This window comes from Croceicoccus gelatinilyticus (assembly GCF_018398395.1).
Lineage (GTDB): Bacteria > Pseudomonadota > Alphaproteobacteria > Sphingomonadales > Sphingomonadaceae > Croceicoccus > Croceicoccus gelatinilyticus.
This window is the reverse complement of the sequence record NZ_JAHCBF010000002.1, coordinates 378,645-398,824: the sequence shown is the minus strand read 5'-3', so window position 1 is coordinate 398,824 and position 20,180 is coordinate 378,645. Positions and strand designations below refer to the sequence as shown.

General features: G+C 64.3%; 20 protein-coding genes and 1 pseudogene. 13 read left to right on the top strand and 8 right to left on the bottom strand.

Translation table 11 applies throughout. From position 1 onward, the window contains the following. Positions 1 to 18: 18 nt before the first annotated feature. The 4 genes and pseudogenes from KIH45_RS05720 to KIH45_RS05705 all read left to right on the top strand — a co-directional run. Positions 19 to 1,611, top strand: a pseudogene (locus tag KIH45_RS05720) (ATP-binding protein); the annotation flags it as partial. A 291-nt stretch (positions 1,612 to 1,902) separates the two neighbouring features. Next, the gene (locus tag KIH45_RS05715; protein WP_213175040.1) at positions 1,903 to 3,114 is read left to right on the top strand and encodes a hypothetical protein; all 1,212 of its coding nucleotides are present in this window, start codon (positions 1,903 to 1,905) and stop codon (positions 3,112 to 3,114) included. 323 nt (positions 3,115 to 3,437) lie between these two features. Next, positions 3,438 to 3,998, top strand: a complete 561-nt coding sequence (locus KIH45_RS05710; RefSeq protein ID WP_213175039.1) for a hypothetical protein — start codon at positions 3,438 to 3,440, stop codon at positions 3,996 to 3,998. 175 nt (positions 3,999 to 4,173) lie between these two features. Continuing rightward, positions 4,174 to 4,431 carry a hypothetical protein gene (locus KIH45_RS05705; protein WP_213175038.1) on the top strand — a complete coding sequence of 86 codons (258 nt, stop codon included), beginning with the start codon at positions 4,174 to 4,176 and terminating at the stop codon, positions 4,429 to 4,431. A 95-nt stretch (positions 4,432 to 4,526) separates the two neighbouring features. Here KIH45_RS05705 and KIH45_RS05700 read toward each other — a convergent pair whose 3' ends face one another. The 3 genes from KIH45_RS05700 to KIH45_RS05690 are packed head-to-tail and all read right to left on the bottom strand — an operon-like array spanning position 4,527 to position 8,746. After that, positions 4,527 to 5,270: an SAM-dependent methyltransferase gene (locus tag KIH45_RS05700; protein ID WP_213175037.1), complete on the bottom strand. Its 744-nt coding sequence runs from the start codon at positions 5,268 to 5,270 to the stop codon at positions 4,527 to 4,529. After that, positions 5,270 to 6,004: a 7-carboxy-7-deazaguanine synthase QueE gene (locus tag KIH45_RS05695; RefSeq protein WP_213175036.1), complete on the bottom strand. Its 735-nt coding sequence runs from the start codon at positions 6,002 to 6,004 to the stop codon at positions 5,270 to 5,272. Before KIH45_RS05695 ends, KIH45_RS05700 begins: the two co-directional genes overlap by 1 nt. Before the next feature lie 6 nt (positions 6,005 to 6,010). Further along, positions 6,011 to 8,746, bottom strand: a complete 2,736-nt coding sequence (locus KIH45_RS05690) for a valine--tRNA ligase (RefSeq protein WP_213175035.1) — start codon at positions 8,744 to 8,746, stop codon at positions 6,011 to 6,013. Between the two features lie 124 nt (positions 8,747 to 8,870). Between KIH45_RS05690 and KIH45_RS05685 the strand changes: the two genes are divergently transcribed. Genes KIH45_RS05685 through KIH45_RS05670 form a run of 4 tightly spaced genes read left to right on the top strand, consistent with a single transcriptional unit; the run spans position 8,871 to position 12,417 of the window. Then, positions 8,871 to 9,977, top strand: a complete 1,107-nt coding sequence (locus KIH45_RS05685; RefSeq protein ID WP_213175370.1) for an ABC transporter permease — start codon at positions 8,871 to 8,873, stop codon at positions 9,975 to 9,977. Continuing rightward, positions 9,977 to 10,864 (top strand): ABC transporter ATP-binding protein, encoded by an 888-nt coding sequence (locus KIH45_RS05680; protein WP_213175034.1) that lies wholly within the window; start codon positions 9,977 to 9,979, stop codon positions 10,862 to 10,864. The genes KIH45_RS05685 and KIH45_RS05680 overlap by 1 nt, the downstream gene beginning before the upstream one ends. 9 nt (positions 10,865 to 10,873) lie before the next feature. Beyond that, complete coding sequence (locus KIH45_RS05675; RefSeq protein WP_213175033.1) at positions 10,874 to 11,812, top strand: MlaD family protein; 939 nt, start codon at positions 10,874 to 10,876, stop codon at positions 11,810 to 11,812. A 14-nt stretch (positions 11,813 to 11,826) separates the two neighbouring features. Next, positions 11,827 to 12,417 carry an ABC-type transport auxiliary lipoprotein family protein gene (locus tag KIH45_RS05670; RefSeq protein ID WP_213175032.1) on the top strand — a complete coding sequence of 197 codons (591 nt, stop codon included), beginning with the start codon at positions 11,827 to 11,829 and terminating at the stop codon, positions 12,415 to 12,417. Between the two features lie 13 nt (positions 12,418 to 12,430). Here the strand turns inward: KIH45_RS05670 and KIH45_RS05665 are convergent, their stop codons facing one another. The 5 genes from KIH45_RS05665 to crcB are packed head-to-tail and all read right to left on the bottom strand — an operon-like array spanning position 12,431 to position 15,675. After that, the gene (locus KIH45_RS05665; protein ID WP_213175031.1) at positions 12,431 to 13,126 is read right to left on the bottom strand and encodes an ATP12 family chaperone protein; all 696 of its coding nucleotides are present in this window, start codon (positions 13,124 to 13,126) and stop codon (positions 12,431 to 12,433) included. Further along, on the bottom strand, positions 13,126 to 13,350 hold the full coding sequence (locus KIH45_RS05660) for a hypothetical protein (protein WP_213175030.1): 225 nt from the start codon (positions 13,348 to 13,350) through the stop codon (positions 13,126 to 13,128). Before KIH45_RS05660 ends, KIH45_RS05665 begins: the two co-directional genes overlap by 1 nt. Beyond that, entirely contained in the window at positions 13,347 to 14,003 is a 657-nt protein-coding gene (locus KIH45_RS05655) for an HAD-IA family hydrolase (protein WP_213175029.1), read from the bottom strand. The genes KIH45_RS05660 and KIH45_RS05655 overlap by 4 nt, the downstream gene beginning before the upstream one ends. Further along, positions 14,000 to 15,262 carry an RluA family pseudouridine synthase gene (locus KIH45_RS05650; RefSeq protein WP_213175028.1) on the bottom strand — a complete coding sequence of 421 codons (1,263 nt, stop codon included), beginning with the start codon at positions 15,260 to 15,262 and terminating at the stop codon, positions 14,000 to 14,002. Before KIH45_RS05650 ends, KIH45_RS05655 begins: the two co-directional genes overlap by 4 nt. Further along, the gene (crcB, locus tag KIH45_RS05645) at positions 15,259 to 15,675 is read right to left on the bottom strand and encodes a fluoride efflux transporter CrcB (RefSeq protein WP_213175027.1); all 417 of its coding nucleotides are present in this window, start codon (positions 15,673 to 15,675) and stop codon (positions 15,259 to 15,261) included. The genes KIH45_RS05650 and crcB overlap by 4 nt, the downstream gene beginning before the upstream one ends. A gap of 248 nt (positions 15,676 to 15,923) precedes the next feature. On the opposite strand from crcB, the gene rpsU reads away from it, so the two are divergent. The 5 genes from rpsU to gatB all read left to right on the top strand — a co-directional run bounded on the left by rpsU (position 15,924) and on the right by gatB (position 20,170). Beyond that, the gene (gene rpsU, locus KIH45_RS05640) at positions 15,924 to 16,130 is read left to right on the top strand and encodes a 30S ribosomal protein S21 (protein WP_066766390.1); all 207 of its coding nucleotides are present in this window, start codon (positions 15,924 to 15,926) and stop codon (positions 16,128 to 16,130) included. A 148-nt stretch (positions 16,131 to 16,278) separates the two neighbouring features. After that, positions 16,279 to 16,815, top strand: a complete 537-nt coding sequence (locus tag KIH45_RS05635) for an FKBP-type peptidyl-prolyl cis-trans isomerase (RefSeq protein WP_213175026.1) — start codon at positions 16,279 to 16,281, stop codon at positions 16,813 to 16,815. Between the two features lie 73 nt (positions 16,816 to 16,888). Next, positions 16,889 to 17,191, top strand: coding sequence for an Asp-tRNA(Asn)/Glu-tRNA(Gln) amidotransferase subunit GatC (gene gatC / locus KIH45_RS05630; protein WP_066766383.1), 303 nt, complete (start codon positions 16,889 to 16,891; stop codon positions 17,189 to 17,191). A gap of 1 nt (position 17,192) precedes the next feature. Continuing rightward, on the top strand, positions 17,193 to 18,680 hold the full coding sequence (gene gatA / locus KIH45_RS05625) for an Asp-tRNA(Asn)/Glu-tRNA(Gln) amidotransferase subunit GatA (RefSeq protein WP_213175025.1): 1,488 nt from the start codon (positions 17,193 to 17,195) through the stop codon (positions 18,678 to 18,680). Beyond that, complete coding sequence (gatB, locus tag KIH45_RS05620; protein WP_213175024.1) at positions 18,680 to 20,170, top strand: Asp-tRNA(Asn)/Glu-tRNA(Gln) amidotransferase subunit GatB; 1,491 nt, start codon at positions 18,680 to 18,682, stop codon at positions 20,168 to 20,170. The genes gatA and gatB overlap by 1 nt, the downstream gene beginning before the upstream one ends. Positions 20,171 to 20,180: the final 10 nt, after the last annotated feature.

The following is a 20,180-nucleotide window of genomic DNA, read 5'->3' as shown; positions in this document are numbered from 1 at the left end:
AACCGCCGTTCCGAATCGCACAAGGCCATCGGCGAAGTGCTGCAGATCGCCGGTTCCTCGTCGCAGGCCCGCCTCAACGCACAGCGCCTTGTCGAATGTCAGCAGGATGCCGATCCTTCGGTCCAGCTTGCCGGCCTCGTCGGGTCGCAGATCAAGGTCCGCGTCGGCAAAGTCTGGCTTCTCGCTTCGGTCCGCACCCAGACGCTGGACCGCGCGACGGGCGAGATCATCGCGGAAATCGACTTCCTCGGCGAAGGGTCTGAAGAAAAGCTGACTGGCCGCATCCGCAACTTCACCCGCGGTATCACGCACTACCCGGTGCCGGGTGCAGAAGTGTTCGCCGCGACCAACGCCGACTTGGCCCAGGTCTACGCCTCGGACGGTCGTTCCAACATCCAGATCGGCAAAGTCTTCCCGACCAAGGAAATCCGCGCCGGTCTCTATATCGACGCCATGCTGGGCAAGCACTTCGCGCTGCTGGGCTCGACCGGTACCGGTAAGTCGACCAGCGCCGCGCTGATCCTGCACCGCATCTGCGAGGCTGCGCCCGAAGGCCACATCCTGATGGTCGACCCCCACGGCGAATATTCCGCCGCTTTCCGCGGGACGGGCCAGATCTTCGACGTCGGCAACCTCAAGGTGCCGTACTGGCTAATGAACTTCGAGGAACACTGCGAAGTCTTCATCACCAACGAAGGCAGCGACCGTCAGGCCGACATGGACATCCTGTCGAAGTGTCTGCTGAAGGCGCGTTCGAAGAACCGCATGGCCGAAGGCATGAGCCGCCTCACCGTCGATTCGCCCATTCCCTACCTGCTGTCGGATCTGACCGGTGCGATCCAGGACGAGATGGGCAAGCTCGACAAGGCGACCAACACCGCCCCGTTCCTGCGCGTGAAGACCAAGATTGACGAGATCAAGGCCGACCCGCGCTACCAGTTCATGTTCTCAGGCATGCTGGTTGCCGACACGATGCAGGAAGTCATCCAGCGCCTGTTCCGCCTGCCGGGCAACGGTTCGCCGATCTCGATCGTCGACGTGTCGGGTGTGCCGTCGGAAATCACCAGCACCGTGGTCGCCCTGCTGTCGCGCATGGTGTTCGACTTCGCGATCTGGGGCCGCGACGAAAAAACGCGCCCGATCCTGCTGGTCTGCGAAGAAGCGCACCGTTACGTGCCGAACGAGAAGAACGCCGACAGGTCGAGCGTGGGCCGCATCCTGTCGCGTATCGCCAAGGAAGGCCGTAAATACGGTATCTCGCTGGGCCTCATCACGCAGCGTCCGTCGGACCTTGCCGAAGGCGTGCTTTCCCAGTGCGGCACCATCCTTTCGATGCGTCTCAATAACGAACGCGACCAGGACTTCGTGAAAGCGGCCATGCCCGAAGGCGCGCGCGGCTTCCTCGACACCATCCCGGCGCTTCGCAACCGCGAATGCATCGTCTGCGGCGAAGGTACGGCGATCCCGATGCGCGTGACGTTCGACGACCTTGAAGAACGCAAGCGTCCGGCATCCGAAGACCCGAGCTTTAGCGAGCTTTGGAACGAGACCGGCGGCGAGGAAGAAGCCGTCGAGCGCATCGTCACCCGCTGGCGCGCACAGCATCGTTGATGCTGCCGCTGGCCGCTTAGATCCAAAAATGCCGGGCGGGGCATCTGCCCCCTTGGTTTCCTTGCTTTCCGGTGTCGCCTCGCGCTCCGGTTGGCGAGGAGCGCCCGGCCAATCCTGACAATTCCTGAAATATCTGGAATTGCTGGCTTTTGCCCTTGGCTTGGGGTCAGTCAGTGGGCAGACCCGTCGGCCTGACAATTTGCGGCAAGGCGGGGGCGCATGCGAAATTCACGATTCAGCTTCAAGGCGCGAAGAGGCGATCCTGGCAGGGGCCTTGCGACAGGTGCTGCAATGGCACTTCTCGTGGCGCAGGCAGTATCGGCAACTCCCGCTGCCGCGCAGAACGGACCCGGCGGCCTGCCCAGCGCCACGGCCGCCGCATCGATCAGCTTCGCAGACGTCAAGGCCGCGCTCGATGCGCAGGATCTTCCGCGTCTTCGCCAGATGGCCGATGCCGGAGCGTTCGAGCAGGACAGCATCGATGGCATTGCCATGCAGGACATCATGATGCTGGCCGTGATGACCGATCGGGATGAGATTTTCGAGATCATCCTCAACCCCTACAATCTCGCCCTGACGCAGACGACGCGCAACTATACCGGCACGTTTCATCACTACGTCAGCAGAGGTCTTGCCACGGCAGCGCATCACTACTCGGCCTATCTGCAATTCGGCAGATACGGCTATCACGGCAGCTACGGCTTCTTCTCGTCGCTCAGCACGAGGATCGAGGCGGCTGGCGCCCCGCTTGACGCGCTCGACAGCAACGGCCTGACGCCGAAGCAGGTCGAAAAACAGCAGGACGAGAGGATGTGGGCCCAGACCGAAAGGGAGAAGGCCGCAGTGGCGCGCAGCAAGGCCGAGATCGCAGCGGCAAATCGCGAACTTTCGGACCGTTTGGCCCGTCAGGCCGCTGCCTCACGGATCGAGGCCGAGCGCAAGCGGCAAAGTGACGAACAGATGATGGGAGACCTCTTCGCCCAGCGCGACGCGATGCAGCGCGAGGCCGAGCTTCAGGCGCGCCAGAACGAGGCGTTCGAACAAGGCTATCGCCAGAAGCTGCGCGAGAGCATGGCGAAACAGGCCCCGCAACCTGCCCAGGAAGAGACATCGGCGGGCACGCCTTCGACCGACGCGCCCTCCGCCTCCGGAGTGACCCGAAAGGCAGTACCGGTTGGCAGGAAGTCCGCTCCGCCTGCGCCTCCCAAGCAGATCGTGTGGAAGGGCGATGAATTACTCGCCTGCCGCAAGACTGGCGAGCGGCTGCAGATCGGCAATTCGAGAGATGACCTTGGTGATGCGATCAAGGCTTTCGGCGCTGGCTGCGAACTGGCGCACAAGATGAAGTTTTCGACCGCTGGATCGAACAGCCTCTATTGCGACAAAAGCGGCGAATTTTCCGAAGACCTTGCGGTGAAACTGGGCGAGATGGGCCTTGCTGGCTATCGCGCCTATGGGCAGCGGGCATGGGATGCATGGGAGGCGAACGTCGGCTGTTTCTGATCGTACGTTCGACCCGCAGCCCCCGAACGGATGTTGGCAGTGGGTGACAAAGGTTACACCCTGTCACCCTGCATGTTCCCTGAAATCCTGCTGAAACCCGTGAGTTCGGCCTGTCCGATCAGGATGACAGGTGGGCCGCGATCCGACGATGGCAAAGAACAGAGCGCATCATGGCGGTGTGAGGTGGTGTAGGAAAACGCTTTCTCCCGACATCTGTAGCGTCCGCCCGACATCGCATGAGGAAGGTTTGGCCCCGTGAAGATTGGCGTGGCGGAAATCTGGTCTCTCTCCTAACGTCCGGGCAAGTAGTCGAGGGATTATAGATGATTAAACGCATTGGCGCCGCATTCGTGGGGCTTGCTCTGGCAGTTCCGGCACAAGCTGAAGCACCGCTGGAGCAGGGTTTTGCCGGTTCGCTTCGTGGTTGCGAGGAATGGGTTCTCAATCCGGCAAGCTGGGCCGATGGCGTGGAGCCGTTCGTTGCCACGGTCGGGCTTGGCAATCGCATGGGGCTGGTCAAATCGGTCAACGAAGCTGCACTTCCTCCCGAAGGGTTGCGCGCGGGCAACCACTACTGGCGGATCAACTCGACTGATGATGCAGGCTTCATCCTCGTCGTGTCCGACCGGCTTCCGATGTGTCACATCACCGGCGGCGGCGGCAGCGATCTGCAACCCTTTGTCGAGACCGTCCTGAGCGGCGACGAGTTCCTTCTCCGGTGGGAGAAGATGGATGATGACCGGCATGGTGACATGGTCTCGACGACCTTTAAAAACCGCGAGGATGCCCGTTTTTCGATGGTGGTGAGCCGTGCGGATTCGCCCGGGCAGAGGGTGGACCGTGTGCAGGTCATCGCGACTGCCATGTTCGACACTTCGGGATAAGCCCAGCGCGGCCGGTGGCAATCAGGTCCTTAAAACGCTTCCGGCAAAAAAATTTCGGAAGTTGCGAAACATCTGCGCGAGATGATCGTTGGGGCACTAACCTGCGCGGGGTGAAGTGGGAATCTGCTTGCCGCGTGCGTGACTGCCAATACCGGCACCTTGAAGGGGAATATTGATGAAGTTCAAGACCGTGACTCTCGCCGCATCGGCTGCTGCTTTCCTTGCTCTGGGCGCTTGCGCTGAAAGCGAACAGGAAGCTCAGGAAGATGTGACCGAACAGGCCTACGAATCGCAGGAAGACCTGCTTGAAGAGCAGGCTGACCTTGCCGAAGCACAGGGCGACGAAGCAGCTGAAGAAGCTCTTGACGCCGAAGCCGACGCAATGGGCGAAGCTGGCGACGAAGCCGAAGACATGGTCGACGCTGCTGAATAAGCACACGGTCCGGCACCTGGTGCCGAACTGACGACATGGCGGCGCCCTTCACGTGAAGGGCGCCGCTTTTGTTTTGGGCGGTACCCGTTTGGCTTTCAGACGGCCCGCAGAATGAGCGCAGCAAATCCCAGCACGTTGCGATAGCCGTCCTCGTAGGCGGCGCGGTGGCTGGCCGCAGTTTCGCGGATCGTTTTTCGGTCCGCGTCGCTCATCGCCTGCTCATCAGCATGGCGTTCCAACGCGCCGCACCAGCTTTCTTCGTAGTCATCCCACTCTTCGGCAGTGCTTACGTGACACTTCTCGATTGCGAACCCGGCCGCTTCGGCCCGGTGTTTCAATCCGGCGAGATCGGGGAATTCGTCCTCGGTCCCGTCCAGTGCGGCGAGAGCCTCGGGCGTGGGCGGAACTGTCCAGAAACCATCGGACACCAGCGCCTTGCCGCCGGACATCAGCGAATTGCGTATCGCCGCGAGCATCGGCTGGAAACCGCCCAGCGCGTGGCTGGATCCGTTGCACAGGATGGCGTCGAAGGCAGGCGGGCCGGCGTCAAGGAAGCTGCGTGCATCTTGTTCGATCAGGGCTGCCCCGCGTCCTTCCAGCCGCGCTTGCGCCATCTGAAGTGACGGGGCGGCAAGATCGACGCCGGTTGCATCCACACGGCGACCGCGCGTCACGAAATCAAGCCAGACACCGGGCCCGCAGCCGATATCGAGCACACGTGCCCCCGCTGTCAAAGCCAGCTTTTCGACCAGCATCTCGACCGTGCTTTCGAACAACGGGCAGGCGACGGGGTGGTCGCTATGGGCAATGGCAGAGATTTCGGCGCGGGTGAGGGGCATCAGGTGCCCCGCGTGTCGCCATAGAGATGGATGTGCAACCGGTCGGTCATCCTGAGGCCGCGTTCCAGCGCTGCGGCGGACAGCCATGCCTCACGTTCCCGCAGGGTCGAACTGTCGGTGCCTTCGGGCATGACATAGACGCGGTCCCGGGGGTGCCGATGCTTTTCGATCAGCGCCGTGACCTCGTCCAGATCGCTGGGGCTCGCCACCACGAATTTCAGGAAGGCGCGCGGATCATCCGCCCAGAAGTCGAGCATCCCGGGGATGAGAGCGAGGTCGGCAGGGTTGCCGCTATGCGCCAGTTTCGGGCTGACGTTGTACTGGTCCACCCGCACGTCGAGGCGGGCAGGGGGCTTTACCGTGCCGTTGGTCTCGATCTCGACCTGTATGTCGGGCAAATGCTCCAGCATCTTGGCCAGCGCCGAACCTTGCAGCAGCGGCTCGCCGCCGGTGATGACGAGCCGGTCCTGACCCAGCGCGGCGATCCGTTCCGCCACGTCAGCCTCGTCCAGTGTGACCTGATTGGCCTTGCGATCGAATGCCACGTCGTCGCGGTGCGGCCTGTTGTCGCCTTCGAAACGCCACGTGTAGGCCGTGTCGCACCACTGGCAGGCAAGGTTGCACCGCGACAGCCGCACGAAAGCGACGGGCCGCCCGACCGACGGCCCTTCGCCTTGCAGCGAGGCGAAAATCTCCGGCCCGCCCGTATCGTCGGTGGCGAGCGTGAGAGACATCTTCCCTTAGCCCAGCCGCGCCAATGCAGCGCCCAGCCGTTCGACTTCGGCGGCGTGGTGCGCGTGGTCTGCGCGGGCCTTTTCGACCGCTTCGGGCTTGGCCTTCTCGACGAACTTGGGGTTCGACAGGCGGCCTTCGAGCGATTTGGCTTCCTTCATCGAAGCCTCGCGCGCCTTGGTGAGGCGGGCCTTCTCGGCCTCGACATCGATCAGGCCTTCGAGCGGGACGACGAAAATGTCGTCGCCCACGTTGACCTGCATCGCGGCCCCTGCCGGCGCTTCGCCGAAGTGGACGGCGGAAAGCCGCGCCACGCGGTCGATCGCGGGGAAGTTGCGTTCAATGATGCCGTGTGCCGGCCCTGCCGTGCTGGTCAGCCAAGCCTCCAGCTTTGCACCCGGCGCGAGGCCGAGTTCGTTCTTCGCTGTGCGCAGTGCGGAGGTGAGAGCGATCAGCCACTCGACCTCGGCCTTGGCGTCGGCATCGACGCTGGCGTCAGGTTCGGGCCACTTGGCGACGATCAGTTCATACGGGCGCGTCGTGCCCGAGGCGGCGGCCTGTGCGTGCCACAGTTCCTCGGTGATGAACGGCATGAACGGGTGCAGCATGACGAGGATCTGGTCGAGCACCCAGCCGGCGACTGCCTTGGTTTCCTCGTCGAAGTTGCCCTTCACCAGTTCGATGTACCAGTCGCAGAACTGGTCCCAGACGAAGTGGTAGGTGATGTTCGCTGCCGCATCGAAGCGCAGGTCGGCCATCGCCTTGTCGAGCTCGGCCGCGGTTTCGACGACTTCGCCGACGATCCACTTGTTGACCGCGCTGCTCGCCGCAGGGGCCGCCAGCGTGCCTGATGCGCCGATGCCATTGGACTGGCAGAAGCGCGCCGCGTTCCACAGCTTGGTGGCGAAGTTGCGGTAACCCTCGACGCGCTTTTCATCCATCTTCACGTCGCGGCCTTGGCTTTCCATGGCGGCCATGAAGAAGCGCAGCGCATCGGCGCCGTACTGGTCGATGAGGCCGAGCGGGTCGACGACGTTGCCCTTGGACTTCGACATCTTCGCGCCGTCAGCGGCACGGACGAGGCCATGGAGATAGAGCTTCTTCCACGGAACCTCGCCCATGAACTCCATCCCTTGCATCGCCATGCGCGCGTCCCAAAAGAACAGGATGTCGAAGCCGGAGACGAGCAGGTCGTTCGGGTAGTGCTTCTTCACGAGCGCCGTATCGTCGGGCCAGCCGAGCGTGGCGAAAGGCCAGAGCGCGGAGGAGAACCACGTGTCGAGCACGTCGGGATCGCGGGCCAGCGACTTGTTGCCGGCCAGTGCCTGCGCTTCTTCCTCGCTCTCGGCGACGAAGACTTCGCCGTCCTCGGCATACCACGCCGGAATCTGGTGCCCCCACCAAAGCTGGCGCGAGACGCACCACGGCTGGATGTTTTCCATCCAGTTGAAGAAGGTCTTTTCCCAAGTCTTGGGCACGATCTCGATGCGCCCGTCGCGCACCGCCTGCATCGGCGGCTGCGCCAAAGTCTCGGCATCGACGTACCACTGGTCGGTCAGCCACGGTTCGATGACCACGCCGCCACGGTCGCCATAAGGCGTCTGGATCGTGCGGGGTTCGGCGTCGTGTTCGGTTTCGTTGCCTTCCTTGTCCTTCACCACGTGCGGGATCAGGAAGCCGAGCGCCTTCATTTCGGCCACGACCATGTCGCGCGCCTCGAACCGGTCCTGCCCGAGATAGTTCTCGGGCACCAGACCGTCAGCCGTCTGCACCACGCGCGCATCGCCATCGAGCATGTTGAGCATTTCGCCCGGCGCGATGCCGGCGCGCTTGCCGACGTCGAAGTCGTTGAAGTCATGCCCCGGCGTGATCTTCACCGCGCCCGAACCCAGTTCGGGATCGGCGTGTTCGTCGGCGACGACCTTGAAGCGGCGGCCCGTGATCGGCTGGAGGATGTCCTTGCCGATGACCGACTTGTAGCGATCGTCGTCGGGGTGCACGGCCACGGCCATGTCGGCCAGCATCGTTTCGGGGCGCGTGGTCGCGACCTCGATAAAGTCCTGACCGTTATCCAGCGTAACGCCGTCCGCCAGCGGATATCGGAAGTGCCAGAAGCCGCCCTGAACCTCGCGGGTCTCGACCTCGAGGTCGGAGATCGCGGTCTTGAGCGCCGGGTCCCAGTTCACCAGCCGCTTGTCGCGGTAGATGAGGCCCTTGTTGTAGAGATCGACGAAGACCTTGAGCACGGCCTTCGTGAAGTGCGGGTCCATGGTGAACTGCTCGCGGCTCCAGTCCATCGAACAGCCAAGGCGGCGCAGCTGGCGCGTGATCGTGCCGCCCGACTGGCCCTTCCATTCCCAGACATGTTCGAGGAACTGCTCGCGCGTCATGTCGGTGCGCTTGATCCCTTGCGAGTTGAGGTTGCGCTCCACCACCATCTGCGTTGCGATGCCCGCGTGGTCGGTGCCCACGACCCACAGCGCGTCCTTGCCGCGCATGCGCTCGTACCGGATCACGATGTCCTGAAGCGTGTTGTCCAGCGCGTGGCCGATGTGCAGGCTGCCGGTGACGTTCGGCGGCGGGTTCACGATCGTGAAGGGGGCCGCATCGGGGCGTTCGGGGCGGAACAGCCCTTCGCTTTCCCAATGGGCAAACCACTTCGCCTCGATCCCGGCCGGGTCGAAGGTCTTGGCCATCTGCGTATCGGTGCCGGTTTCGGCATTCGTGTTGCTGGTCTCGCTCATGGCTCGGCCTTTGCCAGCGCCACAGGGGATGGGCAAGAGGCTGCGGGCCGCAATTGCCCTTGCGCGGGACAGAGGCACGCACAGGCGCTTGTAGGGCGGCCCTTTTTCGCCCATGAGGCCAATCATGCGCGAATGGGCGGATTTTGAATTGGTTGAGGGGGAAAGCGGCCCTGTCCTGCGGGTCAGCGGGCCGCTGACCGTGGCCGGTATCGCTCCGCTGGATACGCGCCTGCGCGAACTTGACGACATTGCCGCCATCGACATCGCCGGCATTACCGCGATCGACACCGTCGGCGCTTGGACTGTCTGGCGTTCTGCCACGCGGATGGATGCGCAGGTCACGGGCGCCAGCGACAAGGCGACCCGACTGATAGAGGCCGTGAAGGCGGCAGAGAACACCGCCGCGATCACGCCGCCGCGATCACGCCTGATGGAACGCGTGCCAGAGGCCGTGGGCATCAAGGTCAGCGAGATGCTGGTCGGCATGAAGGACATGGTGGGCTTTCTGGGTACCACCATCGTCGCTTTCGGCGCGCTGATCCGCCATCCGCGCCGCTTTCCGATCCTCGCCCTTATCCGCCAGATCGAACTGGTCGGCGTGTCCTCGCTCGGCATCATCGGGTTGATGAGCTTCCTCATCGGCATCGTCGTTGCCCAACAGGGCGCGGTGCAGCTTCAGCAGTTCGGGGCAGAGATCTACACGATCAACCTGACCGGCCGCCTCACCTTGCGCGAACTGGGCGTGCTGATGACCGCGATCATGGTCGCGGGCCGTTCGGGCAGTGCCTTTGCCGCGCAGATCGGCACGATGAAGCTGACCGAAGAAGTCGATGCGATGCGCACCATCGGCGTCTCCCCGATTGAGCGGCTGGTCGTCCCGCGTATCCTTGCCGCGGTGCTGATGATGCCGCTGCTGGGTTTCTATTCGGCCGTCATCGCCATTATCGGCGGCGCTTTCATTGCCAATTTCGCGCTCGACATCCCGTTCTGGACTTTCCTGTCGCGCACCCGCGAAGTCGTGCCGATGACCGACCTTTACGTCGGCCTCGTCAAGGCGCCCGTCTTCGGCCTGATCGTCGCGATGAGCGGTTGCTATCAGGGCATGCAGGTATCCGGAAACGCCGAGGAAGTCGGCCTTCGCACGACGCTGGCGGTGGTGCAGGCAATCTTCATGGTCATCGTGCTCGACGCCTTCTTCGCCGTGTTCTTCACCGAAATCGGGTGGGCGTGATGGGATCGGAACGCGCAGAAGAGCTGATCGAACGCGCCGAGAGCGAGGCGCAGTCGACGCCGCCCGAATTCACCGGCGAATACCCGATCGTGGTCGAGGGGATCACCAATCAGTTCGGCCCGCAGGTCGTGCACGACGATCTCTCGCTCAAGGTAAAGCGGGGCGAGATTCTGGGCGTCGTCGGCGGGTCGGGTACCGGCAAGTCGGTCCTGATGCGTTCGATCATCGGGCTGCAGATCCCGTCAGAAGGCAGCATCGAAGTGCTCGGCCAGTCGATCACCGATGCCGAGGAAGACGAGGATATCGACATCCGTAGCCGCTGGGGCGTGCTGTTTCAGGGCGGCGCGCTGTTTTCCACGCTGACCGTGGCGGAAAACGTCGAGGTTCCCTTGCGGCAGTTCTATCCCGAACTGTCGGACGCGTTGCGGCAGGAAATCGCCCGTTACAAGGTGCGCCTGTCTGGCCTGCCCGAAGAAGCGACGAGCAAGTATCCGTCAGAACTTTCGGGCGGCATGAAAAAGCGCGCCGGCCTTGCCCGCGCCCTGGCGCTCGACCCCGAACTGCTGTTCCTGGATGAGCCCACTGCAGGCCTCGACCCGATCGGCGCGGCGGCGTTCGACCGGCTGACCCGGGAACTTGCGGACACGCTGGGACTTACCGTTTTTCTGATCACGCACGATCTCGATACGCTGCACGCCATCTGTGACCGGGTGGCAGTGCTGGCCGACAAGAAAGTGATCGCCGTGGGCACGATTCCAGAGCTTCTGGCGCTGGATCACCCGTGGATACAGGAATATTTCAACGGCCCGCGCGGACGCGCGGCCGAGGCGACCCATACCCGTTCGATGAGCGGCACGATGGACAAAGACAACAAGGGCGGGGCATAGACCGGGCGCATGGAAACGCGGGCAAATCATCTCTGGGTGGGTGCGGTAACGCTGGCGCTGCTGGCGATCCTCGCTGCATTCATCATCTGGATCGCGCGCCTTAACGAAGGTTCGCAGGCGGAATACGACATCTTCTTCGAACAGTCGGTCAGCGGCCTTGCCCGCGGATCGGAAGTGGCGTTCTCCGGCGTTCCCGTGGGGCAGGTGAAGCGGATCGAATTGTGGACCAAGGATCCGCAGTTCGTGCGCGTGCGTATTTCCATCGACGCCGAAGTGCCGGTGACGACGCTGACCACCGCCTTCATCCAGGGCAGCTTTACCGGCGTTTCGACGATCCAGCTTGAAGGCACCGACAAGGATGCGCCGCTGCTGACCAAGATCGGGCCCGAGGGTGTGCCCGTCATTCCCACCAAGCGAAGCGGGCTGGGCGAATTGCTCGCCAATGCGCCGCTCTTGATGGAGCGGCTGGCGACCCTGACCGAGCGTCTGACCATGGTGCTGTCCGACAAGAACCAGGAATCGATCGAGGGTATCCTGTCGAACACCAACCGCATGACGCGCGATCTGGCCGATGCGACTCCCAAGGTCGAGGCGACGATGAGCGAGCTTCAGGCAACGCTGCGGCAGGCGAACATGACGCTGGCCGAATTCCAGAAAGTCGCGGCATCGACCGACCAGCTGATCAACGGCGAGGGCGCTTCGCTGGCCGACCAGATGCGCGATACGCTGACGGCGGCCGAACGCGCGGCGAACGAGCTTGAAGGCACGCTGAAGGACGCGCGTCCGGCAGCGCAGCAGCTGTCGGAATCGACGATCCCTGCCGCCGAAGCCGCGATCCGCGATCTGCGCACGACGACCCGCGCGCTTCGCAACATCACAGAACAGATCGACGACGGCGGCGCAGGCGGCCTGATCGGCGGGCAGAAGCTGCCCGAGTACGAGCCGTGAACGGAGACCACCAGATGACCCGCAAGATCATGGCCCCGCTGGCGCTTTTCGCGCTGCTGGCAGGCTGCGTCAGCATCGGCCCCAAGACCGAGGTGCCCGAACAGCTGATCACGTTCAGTCCCACCGCCATGGCCCCTGCGGGTACGGGGGCGAGCGGGGAAGTAACCGACGCGATCATGGTGTTCGAACCCGAGGTCGAGGACCGTCTCGACGTGAACCGCGTGCCGGTTCAGGTCAGCGATTCGGGCGTCGCCTACCTCAAGGACGCGACTTACATCGATCGCCCGGCGCGCCTGTTCCAGGGTCTTCTGGCCGAAACGATCCGCGCCAATACGGGTCGCCTCGTCATCAGCGGCGAAGATCCCGGCGTTGCCGTGCGCACGCGCCTTTACGGCCGCATCATCGAAGCAGGCTATGACGCGCGTTCGTCGTCGGTCTCGATCATCTTTGACGCGGTCGCGGTCTCGCCCGACGGCAAAGTGCGCCAGCGCCGGTTCGTGAACCGGGTGGACGGGCTTCCGGCAGAGGCGGCTTTCGTGGCCCCTGCGCTGAATGAAGCGGCCAACGCCGTGGCAGGCGAAGTCGCCGCCTGGGTTACGGGCTAAGCTGGGGTGCTGGCTAAGCGCGCACTAGCTGCGCGAGCTTCGCCGCCAGCCTGAAACCGGCCAGCCGCGCATCGCGGCGAGCAAGCGCATCGTTGTCCCAGCCCCACTGCTTGGCCTGCCAGTCCTCTTCGAGGTTGGCTCGGCCAAACAGGTCGTCGATATCGGCATCGGGCTTCAGCGCGGCGAGTGCGACGCATAGCGAACTGGCCAGCGCTGCCATGTTCTGCACCGCGACCAGCGTCAGCGGGTCCATCGTCTCAAGGTGGGCGCGCAATTTCGGCAGCGTGTCTTCAGGATGCGGGGCGTGCAGCACGCCGCCCGCGCGGGCGAAAGACACGCCATGCTCGTCCTCGACCGCGGCCAGCAAGGGCTCCCACGCCTCGTCCTGACGCTGGCGCAGGGAATCGCCTTCGTCGGCGCGGTAGCAGAGCGTATCGGTATCGCCATAGGGCACGATCGCGTCGATCGCCTCGGCCGGGCTCTCGGCCACGCCGTCGAGGCCATAGTCGACCATGTCGCGCATCGGGAACGTCGCGGGGTCGAGGTCTTCGCCCTGATCGCGCCATTCTGCAGCCATCACTTCGGCCAGCGCCTCCGCCGGCACGACCTGCGGCTTGCCGCCCTGTGTCTTCATGGCCCGGCCATCGAGAAAGACCTGCCAGCCGCCCTCGACCGGGGCGGTGGTCACTTCCTTGTAGAAGCGTTTCATTATCTGTCGCTGCTCCACAAACGGGCGAGGAGGAGGGGCATCAGGAAGGCATCACCTGCCCCGATAAGGGCAAGGGCCCAGGCCCATTCGGTCGGCGCGCCGCTGAACCACGGGGCTTTCCCGCTGGCCGCGGCGACACCGTAGATGAAGATCACGATGCCGGAAACGCGGATCGCCTGGATCGCGGCCCACTTGGCAGCGGCAGGGTCGCGTTCGCTGCTCATTCGGCTTCCAGCATCCGGCGCAGTTCGTCGATGTCGCAGGCGACGCCGATCGCGCCGCTGGCCACCAGTTCGTCCGCGCCGTGATAGCCCCAGTCGACACCGATCGGGCGGACCCTTGCGGCTTCGGCCATGACCATGTCGAAAGTCGTATCGCCGATCATCACTGCCTGTTCAGCAGTGTGGTCGGTGTCGGACAAGACCTGCTCGATCATCGAAGGGTGGGGTTTCGACGGATGCCGGTCTGCCGTCTGCAGGCTGGCGAAAAGCTCGGTGATGCCGTGTTCGGCAAGACAATGGGCCAGTCCGCGATCGGATTTGCCGGTCGCTACGGCCAGCGTCCAGCCCGCGTCGTGCAAGTGGCGCAGCAGGTCCTCCATCCCCTCGAACAGGGGTTCGAAGACCTTGCCCGCCTCACGATGGCTGCGAAAGGCGAGGCGATAGCGCTCGGCCAGTGCGTCCTGCTCTTCCGCCGTGCTTTCGGGCAGCAGCATCGCCATCGCTTGCGGCAGCGAGAGGCCGACCGCGCGGCGGATCAGGGGGCGGGGTGGGGGCGTGCGACCCGTGGCTTCGAAAGCCTCTTCCATCGCGATGCAGACGTTTGCCTGCCCGTCGACGAGAGTGCCGTCACAGTCGAAGATCGCCAGTCGCTTCACTTACGCCCTTTCCCCGATCCCTTGCTGGCCGGCCCCTTGCGTGCAGGCCCCTTGCCGGCGGGTCCGGCGCCGCGCGGTTTGCCGCGCTGGTTGCCCTTGGGCCCTGCCTTACCCGATTTTGCGCCGCCCGGCTTGCCGCCAGCCGACTTTCCCCCACTCTTGGCGCGCGACGCAGATGTCGTGCGGGTCCGGCGCTCACCACGGCGGGCCTTGCGCACGTCCTTGGCATGGCGCTTGGCAGCCTGCTTCTTGTCCTCGCGCGTCAGCGGCGGCGGGCCGGTTTCGGGCTCGGCATCGCTCATCGCCTCGTCGAAGCCCAGTTGCTCCATGCTGGCCGCGAAGTGTTCGGGCAGCGACGCGGTCACATCCAGCGGGACACCGTCGGGATGGTCGATGATCAGGCGGCGCGCATGAAGGTGCATCTTGCGGCTGATCGAACCGGTCAGGAACGCGGTCTGCCCGCCGTATTTGCCATCACCGACGATGGGGTGGCCGATGGCGGCAAGGTGGACGCGCAGCTGGTGCGTGCGGCCCGTCAGCGGTTCCAGCTCCACCCAGGCGGCACGATTGCCCGCGCGGTCGACCACGCGGTAGCGCGTCTTGGCGGGCTGGCCTTCCTCGTCCGGCATCATCTTCTCGCCGCCGGTGCCCGGCTGTTTCGCCAGCGGCAGGTCGATCGTGCCCGCCGCGATATCGGGAACGCCGACGACAAGCGCCCAGTAGATCTTCTTGGCCGACCGGCCCGAGAACCGCTTGGAAAAGAACGCCGCGCTGCCCGGCGTTGCCGCGGTCAGCAGGACGCCCGAGGTATCCTTGTCCAGCCGGTGAACAAGGCGCGGGCGCGGGTCGCGTTCGGAATTGACGTAGGCGTCGAGCAGGCGGTCGATATGGACGTTCGTGCCCGTGCCGCCCTGCGTCGCAAGACCCGGCGGCTTGTTGAGCACGATCGCCGCGCGGTCGCGGTGGAGCAGCATGGCATCGGCCTGGTCCAGCTCTTCCTCGGTCAGCGGGACGCGCTGTTTTGCCGCGCGGTGCGGGGCAGCGCCGCCGGGGGGCACGCGAATCTGCTGGCCCGATTCGAGCCTGTCCTCAGGCTTGGCGCGCTTGCCGTCGACGCGGACCTGTCCGGTGCGGGCCCAGCGGCTGATCGTGGCAAAGCCGATCTGCGGCAGATGGCGCTTGAACCAGCGGTCCAGGCGCACGCCGTCATCGTCGCGCGCGACGATGAACTGGCGGACTTCGGATTCGTTATCGCTCATGCGGCGATCCTCATGATGGTAAGGCCGAGGAACAGGCCGGCGATGCCCGCAGCCAGCGAGACACCCGCGTAGATCGCGGCAAGGCCCGGTGCGCCGCGTTCCCAAAGCAGAACGATTTCAAGGCTGAAAGAAGAAAAGGTCGTGAACCCGCCCAGCATTCCGACACCCAGAAGCAGGCGCCACCCTTCGGCGCCGATGCCCTTGTCGGCCCCGTGCCGCGCCAGCCATCCGGCCAGCAGCCCCATGAGAAGCGAGCCGATGACGTTGGCGACAAGCGTCGCCCACGGGAACGCGGTGGCCGCGACAGGGAACAGCTTGCCCACGACGCGCCCCAGATGGAAGCGCAGCAGGGCACCCGTTCCGCCGCCAAGGGCGACCAGAAGCGATGCAGGCAGGGCATTGGGAAGGATCATCGGCGCCCCTTACAAGGCCGGTGCAATTTGCGAAAGGGTAGCTGACTGTGGTATATAGGCAACGTTCGAAAGTACCTGCGCGCTTGCTTTTCACAGCTTTGGCTGGTAGCCGCGCCGCCGGTCTGGCCGATTCCGCCCCGATTCACGTTGAGGGGATTCGGCCTTCTTGCATTTTATATTCATTGCGTGCGGCAGCCATCTGTCCGGTCTTGCCGCCGCCATAACGGAAATTGAGGTAGAAGCTTTTTATGCAGATCATGGTTCGCGATAACAATGTCGACCAGGCCCTCCGCGCTCTCAAGAAGAAGCTGCAGCGGGAAGGTGTGTATCGCGAAATGAAGCTGCGCCGCCACTACGAGAAGCCGAGCGAGAAGCGCGCCCGTGAAAAGGCCGCTGCTGTTCGCCGCGCTCGCAAGCTGGAGCGCAAGCGCATGGAACGCGACGGCGTTCGTTAAGAACGGCCGTTGATGGCATTGCGGGCGCAAAGGCACTTGCCGCGCCCCTCTGCTTGAGCCAAAGGGGCGCCTGACACCTGTCGGGCGCCCTTTTTGCTGCCCGGTACCTGCCTAACCGCCCAAGTCGGGCGAATCGAAGAGGACGATCATGGCCGAAGTCACCCGCGTTCCCCTGCAGCCGATCGGCAAGGGCATTCTCGGCAAGCTGTGGCTGGGCGTGATCGTCGCGATCCTGCTGGCCGCCGGCGCCGCCTGGGCCACCAGCTACGAAGGCGTTACCGTCGACACCCTGTCGGCCGGCGAAGGGCCGAGCCCGGCTGAAGAGGACATCGTCCTCGTCAATTACGAAGGCCGCCTTGCCGACGGCACGGTCTTCGATTCGGGCGAACGCGTGCCGTTCCCCGTGAACGGCGTCGTCCCCGGCTTCACCGAAGCGCTGGTAAAGATGCAGAAGGGCGGCCGCTACGAGGTCTTCATCCCCTCGCAGCTTGGCTACGGCGCGCAGACCCGCGGCACGATCCCGCCGAACAGCGATCTCTATTTCACGGTCGAGCTGATCGACTTCCGCACTCAGGCACAGCTTGAGGAAATGCAGCGCCAGATGCAGCAGATGGGCGGCATGCCCGGAATGCCCGGCGGTATGCCCGGCATGCCCGGTTCCCCCGAAGGCGCCCCGGCCGAATAAATTTGCGTCGGAGAGGGGTGAAGACCCACTCTCCCGCTTGGCAAGGACACGGGCGCGCGCTAACCCGCGCGCCATGTCTGTCGATAAAGCAACGGTCGCCAAGATCGCCTCGCTGGCGCGCATCAGGATGGATGACGCGGCGTGCGACGCGATGGTCCCTGAACTCAACCAGATCCTGGGCTGGGTGGAGCAACTGGGTGAAGTAGACGTCACCGGCGTAGAGCCGATGACGGCCGTCATCCCCAATACGCTCCGCCTGCGAGACGACGTCGTCGACGCCGATCCGCTGACCGGCGGCGGCGTGCGCGACAAGGTCCTCGCCAACGCTCCTGCGCCGGAACACGGTTTCTTCGGCGTGCCCAAGGTGATCGAATAATATGACCGAACTTACAGAACTCACCGTCGCCGCCATCCGCAAGGGTGTTGCAGGCGGCGATTTCACCGCCGTCGAAGTGGCAGAAGCGTTCAACGCCAATGTCGCCGCGGCCAGCGAACTCAACGCCTTCATCGTCGCGACGCCCGAAAAGGCTGTCGAGGCAGCGCAGGCCGTCGATGCCAAGCGCGCCAAGGGCGAAGATCTTGGCAAGATGGGCGGCGTGCCGATCGGCATGAAGGACCTGTTCGCCACCAACGGCGTGCAGACCACGGCGGCCAGCCACATGCTGGAAGGCTTTGTGCCGCAGTACGAATCGACCGTGTCGCAGAAGCTGTGGGATGCGGGCGCTGGCATGCTGGGCAAGCTGAACCTTGATCAGTTCGCCATGGGTTCGTCGAACGAGACGAGCTATTTCGGCAACGTGATCAGCCCGTGGCGGCGCAAGGACGGCGGTAACGCCGATCTGGCCCCCGGCGGTTCTTCGGGTGGTTCGTCCTCTGCCGTTTCGGCGCGTCTGTGCCCGGCAGCGACCGGAACCGACACCGGCGGCTCGATCCGTCAGCCTGCGGCCTTCACCGGCATCACCGGCATCAAGCCGACTTATGGCCGCTGCTCGCGCTGGGGCGTGGTGGCCTTTGCCTCCTCGCTCGACCAGGCGGGCCCGATGGCGCGCGACGTCACCGACTGCGCGATCATGCTTGAGGCCATGGCGGGTTTCGATCCGAAAGATTCGACCTCGCTCGACATGCCGGTTCCCGAGTGGGAAGCGGGCCTCAACCCCGACATGAAGGGCAAGAAGGTCGGCATTCCGCGCGAATATCGGATGGACGGGATGGACCCCGAAATCCTCAAGTCTTGGGACGACGGCATCGCGTGGCTGAAGGACGCGGGGGCAGAGGTGGTCGACATCTCGCTGCCGCATACGAAGTACGCGCTTCCCGCCTACTACATCATCGCTCCGGCAGAGGCTTCGTCGAACCTCGCGCGCTATGACGGCGTGCGTTACGGCCTTCGCGACCTTCCCGAAGGTGCTGGCCTGCAGGACATGTACGCCGCGACCCGCGCCGACGGCTTCGGGCCCGAGGTCAAGCGCCGCATCATGATCGGCACTTATGTTCTGAGCGCCGGTTTCTACGACGCCTACTACAACCAGGCCCAGAAGGTCCGCGCGCTGATCGCCCGCGACTTCGAACAGGCATGGTCGCAGTGCGACGTGATCCTCGCCCCCACGTGCCCCAGCGCGGCCTTCGCGCTTGGCGACAAGACGAGCGATCCGCTCTCGATGTACCTCAACGACGTCTTCGCCGTGCCCGCCTCGCTGGCCGGACTTCCGGCGATGAGCGTGCCCGCGGGCCTCAACAGCGAGGGCCTGCCGCTTGGCCTGCAGATCATCGGCAAGGCCTTTGACGAGCAGGGCGTGCTGAACGCCGGTCTCGCAATCGAACAGCGCGCCGGGTTCACGGCCAAGCCCGAAGCATGGTGGAAGTGATGAGCGAATATCGTATCCAGGGCGCGACGGGCGAATGGGAGGTCGTGATCGGCCTCGAAGTCCACGCGCAGGTCACCTCGAAGGCCAAGCTGTTTTCGGGCGCCGCCACCGCTTTCGGTGCCGAACCGAACACGCAGGTCAGCCTTGTCGACGCGGCGATGCCGGGGATGCTGCCCGTGCCCAACCGCGAATGCATCCGTCAGGCCGTCCGCACCGGCATGGCGATCGACGCGCAGATCAACAAGTGGAGCCGGTTCGACCGCAAGAACTACTTCTACGCCGATCTTCCGCAGGGCTACCAGATCAGCCAGCTCTACCACCCGCTGGTGGGCGAGGGGTATCTGGACGTTTCGCTGGACGACAAGGACCCGGAAAACACCAAGCGTATCGGTGTCGAACGCATCCACGTCGAACAGGACGCGGGCAAGCTGATGCACGATCAGCACCCGACCATGAGCTACGTCGATCTCAACCGTTCGGGCGTCGCGCTGATGGAAATCGTGTCGAAGCCCGACATGCGCTCGCCCGCAGAGGCAGGTGCCTACGTGCGCAAGCTGCGTTCGATCCTGCGCTATGTCGGATCGTGCGACGGCAACATGGAGGAAGGCTCCATGCGCGCCGACGTCAACGTGTCGGTCCGCAAGCCGGGTGATGAGTTCGGCACGCGTACCGAGACGAAGAACGTGAACTCGGTCCGCTTCGTCATGCAGGTCATCGAGTACGAGGCGAACCGCCAGGTCGACGTGATCGAGAATGGCGGTACGGTGGACCAGGAAACCCGCCTGTTCGATCCTGACACCGGCACGACGCGCACGATGCGTTCGAAGGAAGACGCGCACGACTATCGCTACTTCCCCGATCCGGACCTGCTGCCGCTGGAACTCGACGATGCGTTTCTGGCCGATTGCCGCGAAAGCCTGCCAGAACTTCCCGATGCAAAGCGCCATCGGTACGAGAACGAGCTTGGCCTGACCGCCTATAACGCCGGACAGCTGACCGCCGACGTCGACGTCTATCAGCGTTACGAGGCGATCCTTGCCGCCACGGCTGCAAAGGTCGGCAAATCCGAAAGCGATGTCGCCACGCAAGTCGCGAACTGGGTCCTCTCGGTCGCGCCGGGCGTGAAGAACGCGACCGAGGATGCGGACGAGGCGAACGACACGACCGCTGCGAACGCAGGGATCATCGCGCTTTCGGCTGCGGGCACCGTGTCGGGTGGACAGGCGAAGGAGATCTACGAGATCGTCCTCAAGACCGGCCGCGAACCGGAAGAAATCGCTGAGACCGAAGGCCTCAAGCAGAACAGCGACACCGGCGCGATCGAAGCGGTGGTGGACGAGGTTCTCGCGAACAACGCCGACAAGGTCGAGGAATACCGCGGCGGCAAGGACAAGCTCTTCGGCTTCTTCGTCGGCCAGACGATGAAGGCCATGAAGGGGCAGGGTAACCCCGCCGTCGTCAACGAGATCCTGAAGGCGAAGCTGGGCTGATCCAGCCGCT